General features: G+C 70.7%; 14 protein-coding genes. 6 read left to right on the top strand and 8 right to left on the bottom strand.

What is annotated here, in order from left to right; translation table 11 throughout:
- Window positions 1-79: 79 nt before the first annotated feature.
- Window positions 80-1,858 carry an ABC transporter ATP-binding protein gene (locus BLT99_RS08845; protein ID WP_092671162.1) on the top strand — a complete coding sequence of 593 codons (1,779 nt, stop codon included), beginning with the start codon at window positions 80-82 and terminating at the stop codon, window positions 1,856-1,858.
- Window positions 1,858-3,042, top strand: coding sequence for a glycosyltransferase family protein (locus BLT99_RS08840; protein WP_092671159.1), 1,185 nt, complete (start codon window positions 1,858-1,860; stop codon window positions 3,040-3,042). The genes BLT99_RS08845 and BLT99_RS08840 overlap by 1 nt, the downstream gene beginning before the upstream one ends.
- Window positions 3,043-3,046: 4 nt before the next feature.
- Here BLT99_RS08840 and BLT99_RS08835 read toward each other — a convergent pair whose 3' ends face one another.
- Entirely contained in the window at window positions 3,047-4,246 is a 1,200-nt protein-coding gene (locus tag BLT99_RS08835) for an acyltransferase family protein (protein WP_229724744.1), read from the bottom strand.
- Between the two features lie 50 nt (window positions 4,247-4,296).
- On the opposite strand from BLT99_RS08835, the gene BLT99_RS08830 reads away from it, so the two are divergent.
- Window positions 4,297-5,376, top strand: a complete 1,080-nt coding sequence (locus BLT99_RS08830) for a glycosyltransferase family 2 protein (RefSeq protein WP_092671156.1) — start codon at window positions 4,297-4,299, stop codon at window positions 5,374-5,376.
- Window positions 5,377-5,461: 85 nt separating this feature from the next.
- On the opposite strand, the gene BLT99_RS08825 is transcribed toward BLT99_RS08830, so the two are convergent.
- Both BLT99_RS08825 and BLT99_RS08820 read right to left on the bottom strand, forming a co-directional pair.
- Entirely contained in the window at window positions 5,462-7,381 is a 1,920-nt protein-coding gene (locus BLT99_RS08825) for a glycosyltransferase (protein ID WP_229724745.1), read from the bottom strand.
- A 44-nt stretch (window positions 7,382-7,425) separates the two neighbouring features.
- On the bottom strand, window positions 7,426-8,655 hold the full coding sequence (locus BLT99_RS08820; protein ID WP_092671150.1) for a lipopolysaccharide biosynthesis protein: 1,230 nt from the start codon (window positions 8,653-8,655) through the stop codon (window positions 7,426-7,428).
- A 311-nt stretch (window positions 8,656-8,966) separates the two neighbouring features.
- On the opposite strand from BLT99_RS08820, the gene BLT99_RS08815 reads away from it, so the two are divergent.
- Together BLT99_RS08815 and BLT99_RS08810 are read left to right on the top strand one after the other, a co-directional pair.
- Window positions 8,967-10,445, top strand: coding sequence for a class I SAM-dependent methyltransferase (locus BLT99_RS08815; RefSeq protein ID WP_157674964.1), 1,479 nt, complete (start codon window positions 8,967-8,969; stop codon window positions 10,443-10,445).
- Window positions 10,442-10,639: a hypothetical protein gene (locus tag BLT99_RS08810; RefSeq protein WP_092671144.1), complete on the top strand. Its 198-nt coding sequence runs from the start codon at window positions 10,442-10,444 to the stop codon at window positions 10,637-10,639. Before BLT99_RS08815 ends, BLT99_RS08810 begins: the two co-directional genes overlap by 4 nt.
- A 55-nt stretch (window positions 10,640-10,694) precedes the next feature.
- Here BLT99_RS08810 and BLT99_RS08805 read toward each other — a convergent pair whose 3' ends face one another.
- From BLT99_RS08805 to BLT99_RS08785, 5 genes are all read right to left on the bottom strand, one after another.
- Window positions 10,695-12,068 carry a bifunctional cytidylyltransferase/SDR family oxidoreductase gene (locus BLT99_RS08805; protein WP_092671141.1) on the bottom strand — a complete coding sequence of 458 codons (1,374 nt, stop codon included), beginning with the start codon at window positions 12,066-12,068 and terminating at the stop codon, window positions 10,695-10,697.
- Window positions 12,068-12,814 (bottom strand): ABC transporter ATP-binding protein, encoded by a 747-nt coding sequence (locus tag BLT99_RS08800; RefSeq protein WP_092671137.1) that lies wholly within the window; start codon window positions 12,812-12,814, stop codon window positions 12,068-12,070. The genes BLT99_RS08805 and BLT99_RS08800 overlap by 1 nt, the downstream gene beginning before the upstream one ends.
- Entirely contained in the window at window positions 12,798-13,667 is an 870-nt protein-coding gene (locus BLT99_RS08795) for an ABC transporter permease (RefSeq protein ID WP_092675936.1), read from the bottom strand. The genes BLT99_RS08800 and BLT99_RS08795 overlap by 17 nt, the downstream gene beginning before the upstream one ends.
- Before the next feature lie 76 nt (window positions 13,668-13,743).
- On the bottom strand, window positions 13,744-15,009 hold the full coding sequence (locus BLT99_RS08790) for an O-antigen ligase family protein (protein ID WP_229724746.1): 1,266 nt from the start codon (window positions 15,007-15,009) through the stop codon (window positions 13,744-13,746).
- Entirely contained in the window at window positions 15,006-16,370 is a 1,365-nt protein-coding gene (locus BLT99_RS08785) for an O-antigen ligase family protein (RefSeq protein ID WP_133988572.1), read from the bottom strand. Before BLT99_RS08785 ends, BLT99_RS08790 begins: the two co-directional genes overlap by 4 nt.
- Before the next feature lie 107 nt (window positions 16,371-16,477).
- Here BLT99_RS08785 and BLT99_RS08780 point away from each other — a divergent pair, with 107 nt between their 5' ends.
- The gene (locus BLT99_RS08780; RefSeq protein WP_092671130.1) at window positions 16,478-17,776 is read left to right on the top strand and encodes a UDP-glucose dehydrogenase family protein; all 1,299 of its coding nucleotides are present in this window, start codon (window positions 16,478-16,480) and stop codon (window positions 17,774-17,776) included.
- The last annotated feature ends 44 nt before the right edge of the window (window positions 17,777-17,820 follow it).

Below are 17,820 nucleotides of genomic sequence, written 5' to 3'. Positions count from 1 at the left end.
GACCGCGGGGACTCAGTGGCCTCGCACCGGCGATGTGGGAGGATGACCCCCGCGACACGTGAGAGGAGAATCTGGTTCCGTGAAGCTCATCTGGCGCACCTTGCGCCGCCTGCTGCCCATCCTGCCGCCCGAGGAACGCGCGTTCCTGTGGTGGTTCGTGGTCCTCTCCAGTGCGCTCGCCCTCATCGACATCGTGGCCCTCGGCATCCTCGCGCTCGCGCTCGGATCGATGGTGCAGTACGCGCCGATCCCGTTCCCGATCATCGGCGAGGTCGGCACCGACGGCTACGTGTGGGTCCTCCTCGTCGTGTCGCTGCTGATCATCCTCAAGTCGGGCCTGAACGTCCTCCTCCAGTGGTTCGCGACCCGCAAGTTCGCCAAGTACGAGCTCACCGTGGGAGACCGGCTGTTCGACGCGTACATCCGCGCCCCGTGGGTCGAGCGCATCACGCGCAGCACGTCCCAGCTCGTCCGCCTGGTCGACGTCGGCGTCGCGACGACCACGACCGGGTTCCTCCTGCCGGTGATCACCCTGCCGTCGCTGCTCACGACGTTCGTGGCCGTCTTCGTCGTCGTGCTGGTCGCAGCGCCGCTGACCGCGTTCATCACCCTCGTCTACCTCGGCCTCATCGCCCTGCTGCTGTACCGGTGGGTCGGGCGTCGCGCCGTGCAGGCCGGCCGGGTCAACCGCGACTACTCCATCCGCGCCGCATCGATCATGACCGACATGGTCAATGCGCTGAAGGAGATCACGCTGCGGAACAAGGCGGCCGAGGTCGCGGCGAACGTGCACCGCAACCGCATCTCGTCGACGCGGGCCCGCGCCAACCTCTACTTCCTCGGCGCCGTGCCGAAGTTCGTGCTCGACGGCGCGCTCGTCGGCGGCTTCGTGATCGTCGGCGGGGCGGCGTACCTCATCGGCGGCCTCCCCGAGGCGATCGCCGCCGTCGCGCTGTTCGGCGTCGCCGGGTTCCGCATCGTCCCCTCGATCATCTCGTTCCAGGGGCTGCTCACGAACGCCCAGGCCAACGCGCCCCACGTCGAGATGGTCGTCGGCGACGTCGAGGACGCTCAGGAGCACCTGCGCCGCGCCGAGGAGATCGGCCACGAGCCGCTGCAGGGCGAGCCCCGGCGACTCGTGCTGCACGACGTCTCGTTCAGCTACCCCGAGTCCGACCGTCCGGCCGTCGACGGCATCGACCTCGACATCCCGATGGGCTCGACCGTCGGGCTGGTCGGACCGTCCGGTGCGGGCAAGTCCACCATCGTCGACATCCTGCTCGGCCTCATCTCGCCCTCGCAGGGCACGATCGAGGTCGACGGCATGCCGCTCGAGCGCGTGCTCGCGGCCTGGCGCGACCGGGTCGGCTACGTGCCGCAGCAGGTCGCGCTCTTCAACGGCTCGGTCGCCCAGAACGTCGCGCTGTCGTGGGAGGGCGAGATCGACTACGACCGCGTGCGCCGCGCGCTCGAGCGCGCGCAGCTGTGGCCCGCCATCGCGGCGCGCCCCGGGGGCATGGACTCGCTCATCGGCGACGCGGGCATCTCGCTGTCGGGCGGGCAGCGCCAGCGCCTCGGCATCGCCCGCGCGCTGTACAGCGAGCCGCTCGTGCTCGTGCTCGACGAGGCGACCAGCGCCCTCGACACGAAGACCGAGGCGGATGTCTCGCGCGCCATCCGCGAGCTCCAGGGCAAGGTGACCGTGGTGTCGGTGGCCCATCGCCTCTCGACGGTCCGCGACAACGACCTGCTCTGCTACCTCAACGACGGCCGGATCGTCGCGCAGGGCACGTTCGCCGAGCTCGTGGACCGCGTGCCCGACTTCCGGGTCCAGGCGGCGCTCGCCGGGCTCGCCTGATGCTGCCCTCGGGGCTCCAGGCGCTCGGCATCCGCACGCTGCGGCACGTGCCCGACCGGCTGCTCTCGATCGGGCTGCCGAGCCGGCTGCGATTCGACCCGTGGTCGGTCCCGACCCCGGAGCCGCGGGCCGACGCGCCGGTCCGCGTGTTCGTCGGACCGGTGAACTTCGCCGGCCAGGGATGGCAGTGGGCACGGGCGCTCGAGCGCAACCTGCCCGGGGTCTCCGCGGTCTCGATGGCCTATTCGGCGACCTCCGGTTACGGCTTCCCGATCGACATCGAGGTCCCCGCGTCCGTGTACCTGCTGTCGGGGTCCTGGCAGCGCCGTCATCGCACCGCGGTGCGCTCCCGGTTCACGCACGTCATCCTCGAGGCGGGCCGGCACCTCTTCGGCCGCGCGTACGACGAGCGCGTGCTCGACGAGATCCGCGACCTGCAGGCCGCGGGGGTCCGGGTGGCCATGCTCACGCACGGGAGCGACATGCGCAGCCCGGCCCGCCACGTCGCCGCGCACCCCGACTCGCCGTACGGCGAGTGGTCGCTGTCGCCCGTGCTCGAGGCCGAGGCGGCGCGGAACCGTGCGCTCCTCGACGAGGCGGGCGTGCCGATCTTCGCGTCCACGCCCGGCATGCTGGCCGATGTCCCGGAGGCCGTCTGGCTCCCCGTCGTGGTCGACGTCGAGCGGTGGGCCGGCGGCCCGACGCCGCTCGAAAGGGCCCGGCCGGTGGTCGTGCACCTGCCGAGCAAGGCGGTGGTCAAGGGATCCGACCTCATCGAGCCCAAGGTGCGCCGGCTGCACGAGGACGGCCTCATCGAGTACCGCCGGGTCGAGGGCGTGCCCTCGGCCGAGGTGCCGGGGATCTTCCGCGAGGCCGACATCGTGCTCGACCAGTTCCGCCTCGGCGACTACGGCGTCGCCGCGTGCGAGGCCATGGCCTCCGGCCGCATCGTCGTGGGCAACGTCGACGCGTCGGTTCGCGAGGCCGTGCGGACGACGTACGGACGCGATCTGCCCATCGTGGAATCGTCCGCGTCCGAGGTCGCCGGCGTCATCCGCGCGATCGTCGCCGATCCGGCCCGGTTCCGCGGCGTCGCGTCGGACGGTGCCGCGTTCGCGCGCGAGGTGCACGACGGACGCGCGTCGGCGCGCGCCGCGGCGTCGTTCCTCGGCGTGGACGCCTGAGCCGTCAGTTCGCGACCGGCGCAGGAGCGGATGCCGCGGTCCGCGCTTCCGCGCGGCGCGCCGCGCGGGCGTCCCACCACGAGCGGAGGCGGCGCTCGAACGGCTTCTCGACGAGGTGGTGCAACGCGGCCGCCGCGGCCAGGGAGCCCACGAGCAGCAGCGCGTACCAGCCCAGGTTGACCCACGACGGCGCGAACGGCCCGATGAAGGTCAGCACCGCGTAGATGACCGTCGCGTGCACGAGGTAGAACGCGTACGACCACTCGCCGAGGCGGACGAGCACGCGCGAGCGCAGGAGTGAGAACCGGCCGACCACGTCCCGCCAGGCGACCGCGGCGATCGTGAGCGCGCAGAGCAGGATGATCCACTCGTTCGACGTGGCCAGGAACCACGCCGCGGGATTCCCCGGCTCGGCGATGCGGGGTGCGAGCACGATGGCGAGGATCAGGCCCGCACCGCCCAGGTAGCACGCGAGGGGCGGGATGCGGACGGCCCACCCGGCGATCATCGCCTGCGCGATGCCGATGCCGATGACGAACTCGGAGAGCCGCACCACGGGCAGCGGCAATGCGGCGAACCAGGATCCGGGCATGAGCACCACGGCGATGCGGTAGGCGAGCGCCAGCGCGAACACGCCGACGGTCGCGATGAGCGCGCCGCGGACGCGGAGGGAGACGCACGCGCGGTGCAGCGCCGGATGCAGCGCGTAGAAGAACGCCTCGCACGTCAGGGTCCATGCGGCGGGATTGCCTGAGAAGAGCACGACGGGATCGCGCGACCAGCCCTGCAGCAGCACCACCGACAGCAGCAGGATGCCGATGTCGAACGGCTTGACCCACCAGTCGGCGGGGTCGGGCGCGAAGCTGTAGAACACGGGGATCGCGAGCAGCAGCGCCACGATGTGCGACGGGTAGATCCGCGCGAAACGCCGCCACCAGAAGGTCGTCGCCGGGGTTCCGGGACGAGCCGACCAGGTGAGCACGAAGCCGGAGAGCACGAAGAAGAACGTCACGCCGTAGGCGCCGTAGCGCAGCACGCCCTCGATCGGCAGCGGCGCGAGATTGGACATGTGGTGCAGGAACACGGCGAACGCCGCCCACCAGCGCAGTCCTGTCAGGGAGTCGAGCCGTGGGCGCCGGACCGCGGGGTCGCGGAACCGCGCCGCGGGAGCCGCGGCGCGGTCGTCGATTGCGGGGGTCGCCACGGAAGGGCAGTCTAGACGGTCCCGGCCGTGAATCCTGCTAGCGTCGCCTTGTGCCGGAACATGACGTCGACCTGGTGATCGCCGTCCACGATCCGGAACGCCGCATCGAGCGGGCGGTCGGCTCGGCCCTGCGCGACACCAGGGCCTCGACCCGGGTCACCGTCGTCTGCCACAACACCGACGGTGCGGCGGTGCGCGAGCGTCTCGCGTCCCTCGCCGCCGACCGACGCCTGCGATTCCTCGACCTCGACGACGGGATCCCCAGCCCGTCCGGGCCGTTCAACCTCGGACTCGAGTCGGCGACCGCCGAGTACACCTCGATCATGGGATCCGACGACGAGCTCGAACGCGGCGCGATCGACTCGTGGCTCGCGCTCGCGCGGCGCAGCGGGGCCGACCTCGTCCTGCCGAGCCTCCGGATCGCCCACGGACCTCGCGTGCCCACGCCGCCGGCACGGCCGCTGCGGCGCACCCGGCTCGACGGCGTGCGCGACCGGCTCGCCTATCGCAGCGCGCCCCTCGGCCTGGTCTCGCGGGCCCGATTCGGCGCGATGCGGTTCCCCGCGGGATTCGCCGCAGGCGAGGACATCGAGTACGTGACCGCGCTCTGGTACTCCGGCGCGCGCATCGCGTTCGATCGGCGCGGTCCCGCCTACCTGATCCACTCGGATGCGCCGAGCCGCACGTCGACGTCCGTTCGCCCGCTCGCGACCGACGCCGTCATCCTGGACAGCCTGTTCGCGTCCGCGCAGTTCCGTGAGCTCGACCCCCGTGAGCGGGAATCGGTGGTGGCCAAGGTCTACCGCGTGAACGTGCTCGGCTGGGTCGCGAACCGACCCCTCGAGGCACACTGGGCCGACGACGACCGGATGGAGCTCGTCGCCGCGATCGAACGATGCCGACGCGCCGCACCCGGGGCCGAGCGCGTGCTGTCGCGGCTCGACCGGCAGGTCCTGGACCTCGCGTGCACGCCCGGCGTCTCGACCCGTGCGCTCCTCGATGCGGCGTCGGCGCGCCGTTCACACGCGCGGCCGGCCGCCCTGCTGCCGCGACGCCTCGGTGATGCCCTGCGCCGCGAGTCGCCGCTGCGGTTCACGGTCGCGTCGGCACTCGTCCGCTTCGGCTTCTGACCCCGACGGACGCGTCCGGCCGACACCGCGCCCGTCGGACGATGCCGTGGACGGGTCCGAGGACGGGTCGACGGCCGCTCGGCGATCAGCGCTCGAACGTGCGGCGCCACGCCTCGGGCGACGTGATGTCGGGCAGTGCCTCGCGATACTGCTTCGACAGCTCGGGCCAGCGTCGCTTGAGCTCTCGGTGCAGGCGCCGGCTCTCGCGGACGAGGCGGCGGAACGTCCGCGGGTCGCGCGTGTACCGCACCTTTCCCGTGCCGTCGGCGGTCGAGACGAGCGCGCTGTCGTAGATCGGGAGGCGGAACCACGTCGCGTCTCGCTTGGCGAGTTCGACCTGCGGTGCGGCGACGTGGCGCGGGTTCGGCTTCGTGAACCACTGGCGCGCCGTCATCCGGGCGGTGAACATGACCAGTGGGATGCCGCGCGGGCCCTTGCCGGGCTTGCCGTCGGGTCCGAGCGGGAACACCTTCTTGCCGTCGACGGTGGCCGGGACCTCGTCGTCGGTCTTCAGCACGGTCTTCTCGGGGAACCGCTTCGCCTCGGCGCGGAGGTCGCCCAGGATCGAGCCGAGTTCGGCCTGCATGTGGTCGGGACCGCGCAGGATGTCCTTCAGCGCACGATGGCGCAGCGTGACGGGGTAGTACTGCATCGAGAGCAGGTGCCGGAGGTCCCAGCGCCAGCTGTCTTCAGCGAGCTTGCCGCCGTCGTCGTACGGCGAGTGCAGCAGCGCCGCGACGAACCGGTTGCGCGCGTGGAAGTACGCCTGCCAGTCGATCGAGTCGTCCTTGTCGAGCCACGAGACGTGCCAGAGCGCGGCGCCGGGCAGGGTGACGGTCGGGAAGCCGTGCGCGCGGGCGCGCAGGCAGTACTCGGCGTCATCCCACTTGATGAACGCGGGCAGTGCCAGCCCGGCCGCTCGAAGGGCGGCGACGGGGATGAGGCAGAACCACCAGCCGTTGTAGTCCGCGTCCATGCGCGCGTGCATCCACCGCGTCTGCCGGAGGTTGCTGAAGCGGAAGTCGTGCGGGACCTCGTCGTGCGGCTGGGCGTGCCACATGAACGGGTACATGTCCATGGTCTCGGCGAACGCGTGCATGACCGGCCGGTCGAGCAGGTCGAACATGTGACCGCCCACGAGGACGGGCTGCGTGGCGTAGCGCGCGAACCGCACCGCGCGCACGATGCTCTCGGGTTCGATGGTCACGTCGTCGTCGAGCAGGATGACGTAGTCGCTCGCCCCGGCCTCGAGCGTCTCGAGCATCGACCGGGCGAATCCGCCCGAACCGCCGAGGTTCGCCTGTTCGATGACCTCGAGTCGATCGCCCAGGCGCTCGGCGAGCTCGGGGTACTCCTCGCGTTCGCGCACGAGCTGCGTGCCCTGGTCGACCACGTACACGCGATCGAGCACGTCGCCGACCGTCTCGTCGGAGGCGAGCGCGTCGAGCGTGCGGACGCAGTAGTCGGGCTTGTTCATGGTCGTGATGCCGATCGAGGCGCGCCCGTCGCGCACCGGCGTCACGTCGGTCTCCCACGCGGCGTCGGAGAGCACCACGTCACCGCGGCCCGCGACGATGTCGAACCAGTACCACCCGCCGTCGCCGAAGGTGGTGACGGGCAGTTCGACGAGCGTGACGGCCGCCTCGCCGGAGAACGCCTCGGACGCGACGCGCTGCGGGACGCCCTGGGCGGTCGAGCGGTAGACGAGCAGCGTGCCCGAGCCGCTCGTCGTCGCGCGCAGGCGCACGCGGTCTACGACGGTCCAGTGCTGCCAGTACGAGGCCGGGAACGCGTTGAAGTACCCCGCGAACGACATGCGCTCGCCGGATGCCACGCGGAACCGGTCGCGGCCGAGGACGTCGTCGATGTGGGCGCGATCGCTCACGCGCACCTCGCGCGTGCCGAAGCGGGCCCACACGTCGGCGTCGACGAAGAGGGGGAGGACGTCGGGGTCGCCGTCCTGTGGGAACACGACGCGCTGCAGCTCGGTCCAGGTCGAGGTCACTGGTTGCTCTCCGGGGAAGTCGATGGGCCGGCGACGGCCGGCCGCTACGAGCCTACCGTGAGCGCCGGACGCAGTCTGGGTGCGAGCTTCCAGAGCTGCACGCCGAGCACCGCGATCTCGGCCGCCGCGAGACCCCATGCGACGCCCGGTGCGCCGATGAGCAGCAGCAGGGGGATCATCAGCGCGGTGCCGACGACGGCGCCGGCGATGGTGCTCGTGGACAGCACGCGCGACATCCCGAGCGCCGTGAGGCACGCGAAGCCGGTGAGCTGCGACGCGAGGATCGCGGCCAGGTTGACGCCCATCGGGATCGCGAGGTCCCAGTCGATCGTCAACTCACCGCCCGAGAGGATGGCGCCGGCCCACGGGGACAGCACCGCATAGGCGAGTCCGCCCAGCGCGCCGAGCAGCAGCGCGATGCCGGTCACGCGGCGCGCACGTGCGACGAGCACGTCGGGCTCGGGGTGGGGGACCCATCCCTGCGCGACCTGGACGACCGGACGAGTCGCGTAGAGCGCGAGGCGCACCATCCGCTCGGCCAGCGCGTACACGGCCGTCGCGGCCGGCACGAACAGCTCGACGAGCACGATCGGCACGTTGACGTACACCGAGGACGTGGCCGACATGGCGACCGTGTGACCCTGGCCGCGCAGGTTGCGCAGGGCCCGGACCGGCGAGAGCGTGGGGTGCCAGCCGCGGTACCGACGCAGGATGTCGACCGTGCAGATCAGCGCTGAGATCGCGACGCCCGCGAGCTGCAGGCCCGCGAACCACACCGCGTCGTGCGTGGCGATGACCGCCGCCGCGCCGGCCAGCGTGCCGACGAGGCGCGGTGCCGTGTCGAGCAGGAGGAACCGGATCGGGCTGCGCTCGCCGACGTAGAACCATCCGGCGCCGAGCGCGACCAGGATGCCGCTGATCGTCGTGAGGGCGGCGAGCAGCGGCTGCTGCGGGGTGATCGCGATGGCCACCACGACGGCCACGGGCACGACGACGATGCTGAGCCACACCCGGCTGAGCACCGAGTCGGCGAAGTAGGCGCCGCGTTCCTCGACCGGCCGCGATGCGACCTCGGTCGGCCCGACCACGCCCCAGCCGTACACCGCGAGCACGAACGCGAAGCCGGCGACGGCCTGGGCGACCGCGATCGTCGCCCACGACTCCGTGCCGGCCGCGATGATGACGGCGGGGATGACGAGCAGGCTCACGATTCCGCTCAACACGACCGAGAGGCCGTATCCGCCGAGTGCGCGCGCGATGACGCCGTTGCGCATGCAGTCCTCCTCGGTCGGGCAGCCTGCCCGACAGGAGGGGGCTGTGACGCTCAATTCTGCCGCATCCCGCGCACGATCGCGGATCCGGTGTGGACGGTCCCGCCGAGCGGGTGGGTCCACCACGGCGCGGATGCGGCGGATTCCCACGTGCGTGTGCGTACACTGGTCGCACCGGCCGGTCACGGCTGTCCCACGAGTCGCAGAGAGGTGCCGTGACGTCCCAGTTGCACGCCATGAGGATTCCGGCGCCCCCGACGGTGCCGGTCCTTTCGGTCTCGCGAAAAGGGCTGTCATGGTCGGATCCCGGCTCGGTGGCGCGGATCGTCGACATCGAGATCGACGGCAACCGGCTGTGGTCGGAACCCATGCCCCCCGTGTCGCCGGCGGGAAGACGGTGGCTCGAATGGCCCGGTGCGCTCCAGCCGCACCTCGGCGGAACGGGCGATGCCGTCGTTCGCGACCAGGCGACCGGCGCGGCGATCGCCCGCGGTGCATACGCGCTCGGCCGCCAACGCGACGCACGCACGCTGGCCGACCTGTCGCGCGCCGGGCTCGTGGTCGACAAGTGGGGCAAGATCGGCGCCGCGCCGACGTCGCATCTGCACCAGGCCCTCATGGCTGGTCTGGACCGCGTGCTCGCCGACCTCGCGGCCGCGGGCCGCGTCGCGAGCATCACCGGCGGAACCCTGCTCGGCGCCGTACGGGAGGGCGCGATCCTCGAGCGTGACGACGACGCCGACGTCTTCGTCTACCTCGGCAGCATGCACCCGGCCGAGGTCTCGCTCGAGTCGTACGCCATCGAGCGCGAACTCGAAGAACGGGGGCACCGCATCATCCGGCACAGCGACGCGCACCTGCAGGTGCTGGTCGGGATCCCCGGCGCCGAGGCGGCCCACGTCGACATCTTCATGGGGTTCTTCCACGAGGGCGTGTACCACCAGCCCATCGCCGTGCGGGGTCGATTCACCGAGCAGCAGATCCTGCCGCTCGGCACCGCGTCGCTCGGCGGTCGGACCTACCCGGCGGTCGCGGACCCCGAAGGGTGGCTCGAGCTCTGCTACGGGCCAGGATGGCGCGTGCCCGACCCCGCATTCCGGTTCCGTACTCCCATGGGAACGCGGCGGCGGTTCGAGAACTGGTTCGGCGTCTACGACCTCAATCGCCACTTCTGGGAACGGGCGGGTCAGCGCACGGGGCGTGATCCCTGGATCCCCGACGCCGATGCGCTGCTCGGCGCCACGCCGGACGGCGGCCGCGTGCTCGACCTGGGGTGCGGTCGCGGCGACCTCGCACGCCGACTGGCCGACGCCGGACGCGACGTGCTCGCGACGGACTTCGCGAACTCCGCGGTCGAGGCCACGCGGCGCGCGGCCGATGCCGCGTTCGAGTCGCGACGCGTGAACCTCGCGGATCGTCGCGCGGTGCTGGACCTCGCCGCCGACGAGCTCGGACGGGGGCGCCGCGTCGACGTGCTCCTCTCGGATGTCCTCGCGTACGTCAACCGCGCCACGCGAGCGAACGTCTTCCTCCTCCTGCGCGGCCTGCTCGCCGACGGCGGCGTCGCGGTGGCCTCGTTCCCGGTGAACCCGTCGATGCGGTACGACCACCACCGGCCCGACACGTGGCACCTGCCGATCGCGTGGTTGCGCACCGAGACGCAGCCGTTCGGATTGGGCATCGCGGTCCGGCGCTACGACTATCGGCGCACGACCGCCGGGACACGGCTCATCGCGACCGTCGAGCTGTGGTGCGCGGCGGGAACGCCCGGAGTGGAGGGTGATCCGACGTGAAGAGGATCCGGGATGCCGTACGGCGCCGGAGGGCCGCGAACGCGGGCGACCGCAACACGCCGGAGCGTGTCGCCCGGCTCGAGCGCGAGATCGCCGAGCTGCGCAGCGAGATCGACGAGCTGCGGCGCGACTCGGCGCGCATCGCCGAGCTCTACGACCTGGTGTTCGACCGCCTGCGGGAACGCCGCGACTGACGGCTCCGCGGTTCGGCGGGCTCCGGCCCGCCGCACGGCGCCGACCGCGCGCGAGTCAGCTCGCGACGCGGACGTCGACGATCTGCCCGGTCACGTCGGCTTCGAGCACCTTCAGGCTCACGGCTGCGACGTCCTCGGGGTCGAGGAGGGTATGGGCCGGCTCCTCGCCGAACGCGTTGGTGCGCATCGGCGTTCGCGTGCGCTGGGGATTGATGCAGTTGACCCGCACGCCGTGCTCGGACCACTCGTCGGCGAGCGCCTGGGTGAGGTTCACGACGCCGGCCTTGGTCGCCGAGTACAGGCTGTATCCGGCGCGACCGCGCGTGTACGAGCTCGACGTGAAGAACAGCAGGTGGCCGCGTGAGTCGCGCAGGTACCGGTACGCCTCCTGCGCGATCTGTGCCGGCGCGAGGAGGTTGACCTCGAGCGTCGATCGAAGCGTCTTCCGCTTGGTCGTGGCGAGTGGTGAGATGGTGAGCATCCCGGCGGTGACGACGACGTAGTCGATCCCCCCGCCCGACGCGGCGCGTGCGAGTGCCCGCCGGATGGCGCGGCGATCCGTCACGTCCGTGCCGGTCGTGCTGCGACCGAACGAATGGACCGCCGCTCCCGAACGCTCGGCGAGGTCGGCGATGCTCGCCCCGATCCCGTAGCTGCCGCCGAGCACGACGACGGTCTTGCCGGCGAGATCGGGGATATCGGCGCTCGCCGGCCGGGCTAGCGCGGCGGACTGCAGCTGGAAGATCTTGTCCGCGATGTGGAGGTCGAGCGGTTCGGTGATCTTCATGTTCTCGGCCGAGCCTTCGACGACTCGGATGGGCACGTTGGGCAGGTATCGGAATACCACGCCGCAATCGTCGGTCGCGGCGAAGTCGGTGTCGCCGGCGGCGAGCTCATACGCCTGTCGGATGGTGCCCAGCCGGAATCCCTGCGGCGTCTGCCCGCGGCGCAATCGGGAGCGCGTGGGGATGTCGGTGATGATGTGGTCGTCCACCTGGATCACGGTGTCGGCTGACGGGATGGCGGTGTCCACCGCCTCGTACGAGTCGAGCGCGACCACGCAGTCCCGGATGATCCGGTCGTCCAGGAAGGGACGCACTGCGTCGTGGAAGAGGACCTTCGTGGAGGGGTCGTCGGGCAGGGCGTCGAGCGCGAGCCGGGTGGTGTCGTTGCGCGTCTTCCCGCCGGGCAAGATGCCGCGCAGTTTCGGGAATCGGGCACCGTCTCGCAGGTACTCGAGTTCGTGGAGGCTCTCGGCATTCATCATGACGAGGATCTCGTCGATGAGCTGGTTCCGGCTCAGGGACTCCAGGGTGTGCTCGACGATCGCCTTCCCGGCGATGCGGATCAACTGCTTCGGGATCCCGAGGCCTACCCGTGTGCCCACTCCGCCGGCCAGGACGACGGCGATGGTCCGTTCGCTCGTCACTATCGAGTGCTCTCCTTGAGGGCCGCGACCGCGTCCTCGACCGGGCCGTCGAAGATCATCTTGCCGCGACGCAGCACGATTCCGCGCGTGCAGAGGGAGCTCACCATGCCGAGGTCGTGACTGACCACGAACATGGTCTTGCGCTCGTCGGCGAGCTCCCGGATCTTGGCTTTGCACTTCTCCCGGAACGGCGCGTCACCCACGGCGAGGACCTCGTCGACGAGCAGGATGTCCAGCTCGGTGTGGATGGCGACCGAGAACGCCAGTCGCACGAACATGCCCGACGAGTAGTGCTTCACCTCGGTGTCGATGAACTCACCGATCTCGGAGAACTCCACGATCTCGTCGAACCGGCGGTCGATCTCCGAACGGCTCATTCCGAGAATGGCGGCGTTCAGGTAGACATTCTCGCGTCCGGACAGGTCGGGGTGGAAGCCGGCACCGACCTCGATGAGCCCGGCGACCCGGCCGCGTGTCAGCACGCGGCCCTGGTCCGGGCGCAGCACGCCCGAGATGAGCTTGAGCAGGGTCGACTTCCCGGAACCGTTGTATCCGAGCAGTGCGACGGATTCGCCCTCGGCGACGCGCAGGTCGATGCCGTCGAGTGCCTGAAACGTGCTGGCGAGTGGCTTGCGCCGCGTCCAGGCGATGAACAGCTCCTTGAAGGACTGTGTGTGCCGGAGCGTGAAGCGCTTCCCGACATCCTCGATGATGATGCTCGGTCGAGCGTCAGAGGTCTTGGGCAAAGCGGCCCTCCAACTTGCGGAAGACGAACTGCCCGACGACCATGACGGCGGCGACCACTATCGCCGCGATCCCCGCGAGCAACCAGAGGTGTGCCGGGCGTTCCATGTTCTCCGCCGTCGTAGGGAACCAGAATGCCGAATGGAACAGCTCGACGGCGACGGTGAGCGGATTGAGCATGTAGAGCTCGAACAGCCACGTCGGAAGCGCGTCGCGGACGACGGTGAACGGGTAGAGCACGGGCGCCGTCCACGTGGCGAAGAGCAGGATGATCTCGACGAGATTCTGGGCATCGCGGAAGGAGACGTTGAGCGCGCCGAAGAACAGCCCGAGGCCCAGTGCGAAGGTGAGGATGATGAGAATCGCGAGGACCACGCCGGAGATCTGCACCAGTGTCGGCACCCAGCCGACGACGAGGAGTACGACCAGCAGGATGGCCAACTGAGGCAGGAAATGGACGAAGGCGATGAAGACGTCAGCGACGGGGAACAACTCACGCGGGAGGTAGATCTTCTTGACGAGCGCCTTGTTGTTGATGATCGATTTCGTCGCATTGCTGAACGCCTCGCTGAACAGGTTGACGACGATGATTCCTGAGAAGAGGTAGATGGGGAAGTTCTCGATGCCGTGATGCAGTCCGAGGAACAGGCCCATGACGACGTAGAAGATCACGAACTGCGCGGCCGGCTTGACGTAGGACCACCCCCATCCGAGAGCCGACCCGTGGTAGCGGGTCTGGGTGCCCTTTCGGACGAGGAGGCGCAGCAGGTAGCGATATCGGAACACCTCGAGGATGCCCCGCCCGCTCCCCGGGACGCTGAACCCTGCAAGGTCGTCAGGCGGCGCGGGGTTGATCACTCGGGAGAGTGTACTGGCTCGTTCCTGAGCACCCGGTCATCGCCTCTCGCGAGGCAGAATCGCGAGCGGGCTCTCATTCGGCGGCGCGCGCGGCCGCCAGCGCATCGCGCCAGCTCATGTCGCGCGCCGCCTTCACCGCGCACACCACGACGAGCATCCAGCCGCCCTCCTGCAGCGCGAAGCTCTCGGCGAAGCTCGTCACCGTGATCGCGACGAGCACGAGGGCGGGCCACAGGTACACCACGCTCCGCCGGTTCGAGGCGAGCAGCCACGAGCGCACGAGCGCGACGCCGACGAGTGCGGCGAACAGCAGCATGCCGATCACGCCCACCTGGAAGTACGCGTCGATCCAGGCGCTGAGCGCCGAGCTGAGCTCACGGCCGATCGCCCGCTCGATCCACTCGTAGGGGGCGGCGTCGGGCCAACGGCCCACCCAACCCCAGCCCTGGAGCGGGTTGGCGGCGAGGTAGCGGGAGACCTCGCGCCAGACGTCGAGGCGCACGTCGAACTCGCCGCGCGCATCGAGTAGCTCGATGATGCGCACCCGCAGGACCCATGCCGTCACGAGCGTGACGACGCCCGTGACCAGGAGCGCGAGCTGCCACCGCCACCGGTCGTGCTCGGGGGCGCGGCGCAGGCCGAACAGTGCGGCGAGGGCGACGAGCGACGCGCCGAGCGCGATCCACGTCACGGGGGATCCCGCCAGGAGGAGCGCGATCGAGGCCAGTACGAGGGAGGCGATCGCCCGCCCGCGCTGGACGCTGCGCGTTCGCCACTCGATGATGAACGTCAGCAGTGCGATGAGCGCGACGAAGCCCAGCAGGTTGCGCGAGCCGAAGATGCCCTGGATCGGCCCGAGCGAGGCGATGTCGCCCTGGATGCCGAGGAAGGCGATCGGGAGGTCGAGCAGGACGCCGGAGAGCACCTCGAGCGCGAGGGACACCGCGAGCAGCACGCGGAACACGTCGCCGAACGCGCGCACGATCTGGATCGTGTCGCGCATCAGCGCCACGTACAGCCCGAGCACGCCGAAGGCGATGAGGTAGCCGACGCGCACCAGCGTGGCGACCGGCGCGTTGCTCCAGATCACGGATGCCGCGACCCACCCGACGAAGACGAGGATCGTGAGCGGGAGGATGCCGTACCACTCGACCGCGCGCCAGCGGGCCACGAGCGAGAGCCCGCAGAGGACGATCAGCGTCGCGAGCGCGGCGAGCAGACCCGGCCACCCGATCATCGACCGGATCGCGTGGGTCGAGAACGCGAGCGCGATCGCGATGAGCGTCAGCGACTGGGCGAAGCGCGCCGAACCGGCGAACTCGCGCAGCGCCGACCTCACGAACGCACCTGCGGGCGCGCGAAACGTCGAGGGGAACGGGTCGGCGGCATGGGCGGAAGCGCCTCGGGCGCCCACTGCCGCTGCTTGGTGCCCCAGGCGATCGCCAGGAGCAGCAGCCAGCCCGACTCGATCAGGATGCGGCTCTCGGCGAGGGACTGCCCGATCAGCGCGACGAGGGCCAGCAGGGGGATGAGCGAGGCCGCGGAGTAGGGCAGCCGGCCGCCCTGCTCGTCCATCGGCGGGTCGACGGCGAGGAACCAGGACCTCCAGAGGGCGCCGATCACGATCGATGCGAAGGCGATGAGCCCGACGACGCCCAGCTGCATCCACACGTCGAGCCAGGCGTTGTGCGCCTGCAGGTAGGTCACGCCCTTCCGCACGGCGAGATCGTCGAACGGCTCGACGAACGGGTTCCAGTACCCGACCCAGCCCCAGCCGAACCAGGGTCGCTCGGTCGCCAGTCCGATGACGGACTCCCAGATGTCGAGCCGGCCGGTGAGGTCCTCGCCCTTGCCGAACACGTCGAGCAGCGCGTTCCAGAAGACGAGGAGCAGGGCGACGGATGCCACGAGCGCGGCGCTCGCGGCGACGTACACGCCCCGACGCCGATCCGGTCCGACGCGCCGGGCCCACAGGGCGAACGCGAGCGCGATCGCGACCACGACCGCGACGAGGATCACGGTCGCCGAGCGCGTCAGCACGAACACGAGGCCGGCGACGACGAGCCATCCGATGCCCTGGGTGCGGCGCATGCCGCCGCTCGCGAGCAGTGCGCCGAAGAGGATGATCGCCAGCAGCGCGGCCATCGCGAGCAGGTTGCGGCTCGCGACGATCCCCTCGATGGGGCCGCCCTCGAACAGGAGCGCGCGCGACCAGTAGAAGGCCATCGGGAGCTTGCCGGCGTCGGGGTCGAAGTCGGGGAAGAGTGGAAGCAGCGGCTCGCGCACGAACAGTGCGACCCAGAGCTCGAAGAGCAGCGAGAGCGCGAGCAGCCACTTCAGCGCCCCGCCGAGCGCACGCAGGAAGCCGTGCCAGCCGAGTGACAGCGCGAGCGACAGCGCGATGAACGCGGTCGCCAGCATGATGCCGAGGCCGAGCGCGGTCGCGGTCGGGTAGAACGACCACGCGAGCGAGGCCGTCGCGATGAGGACGAACGCGAGCGTCGACTTGGGGACGCGACGCCACGCGAGCTGCGGCCGCCTCGACCACCACAGCCAGGCCGCGCCGACGACGATCAGCACGACGATGGCGCCGAAGCCCCACCAGCCGAGGAGGTTGCGCCAGAACTGCCCGGCGAACGCGGTGAACAACGCGAACGTCGCGAACGCACCCTCGAGCGCGTGCCGCCGTCCCGTGGTCATGCGCACAAGGCTATCGCGCACCATTCGGCCCACCAGCGCGGACGAAGGTGCGGAGAGGACCACCCGCTTCCGTAGGCGAGAATGTCAGGAGCTTACGAAGGAGCGAAGTGAAGATCTCAGTCATCGGGTGCGGTTACCTCGGAGCGGTGCATGCCGCCGCCATGGCCAAGCTCGGGCACGACGTGGTGGGCGTCGACACGGATCCGGCGAAGATCGCCAGGCTCGCCGCGGGCGAGGCGCCGTTCTTCGAGCCGGGCCTGCCCGACCTGTTGCGCGAGGGTGTCGAGTCCGGCCGCCTCCGCTTCACGGTGGATATCTCCGAGGCCGCGGAGGCCGAAGTCCATTTCGTCGCGGTGGGTACGCCCCAGCTCCCCGGTGCCGACGGCGCGGACCTGACGTACGTGCACGGGGCGTTCGACGCCCTCGCCCCGGTGGCGGCCTCCGGGTCGCTCATCGTCGGCAAGAGCACCGTTCCCGTGGGCACCGCCGCGGAACTGGCCGAGCGCCTCGCGGCCGCGGGGTCCGAGGCGCTCCTCGCCTGGAACCCCGAGTTCCTTCGCGAGGGGTTCGCGGTCGCCGACACGCTGACGCCCGACCGGCTGGTCTACGGCGTCTCGGACGAGCGCGCCGCCGAGCTGCTCGACGCGGTCTACTCGGCGATCCTGACCCGCGGCGCACCGCGCATCGTGACCGATTTCGCCACGGCGGAACTGGTCAAGACGGCTGCCAACGCGTTCCTCGCGACGAAGATCAGCTTCATCAACGCCATGGCGGAGATCGCCGAGGTGACCGGCGCGGACGTGACCACCCTCGCCGATGCCATCGGCCATGACGCCCGGATCGGCCGCCGCTTCCTCAACGCCGGCATCGGATTCGGCGGGGGCTGCCTTCCAAAGGACATCCGCGCATTCACTGCTCGTGCCGAGGAAATCGGGCGCGCGGAGTCCGTCGCGTTCCTCCGGCAGGTCGACGCGATCAACCTGCGGCGCCGCGAGCGGGTCGTGGAACTCGCGCTGGAGTTGCTCGGAGGCTCTGTCTTCGAGCGGCGGATCGCGGTGCTGGGGCTCACCTTCAAGCCGAACTCCGACGACGTGCGCGACTCGCCGGCCCTCGATGTCGCCGAGCGCCTCAACGGGCTCGGTGCAGCCGTCGTCGCGACCGACCCCGAGGGCATCGAGAACGCGAGGGCGAGGCATCCGCAGCTCGCGTATGCGCCGGATGCCTCTGACGCGCTTCGCGGCGCCGAACTCGCCGTCCTGGTGACGGAGTGGGGTGAATACCGCTCGCTCGACCCGGTGGCCACTGGAGGCCTCATGAGCACCGCTCGGATCATCGACGGGCGCAACGCGCTCGAGCCCGCTGCCTGGCGGGCGGCCGGGTTCGAGTACCGCGGCCTCGGTCGCTGACGGCCCACCGGTCGGCGTACGCACGGCGTGGCGCGGTGAAGGTC

The sequence above is a fragment of the Agromyces flavus genome (genome assembly GCF_900104685.1).
GTDB classification, from domain to species: Bacteria; Actinomycetota; Actinomycetes; order Actinomycetales; family Microbacteriaceae; genus Agromyces; species Agromyces flavus.
The sequence above is the reverse complement of the archived record's forward strand: the minus strand, read 5'-3'. Positions and strand labels throughout refer to the sequence as shown.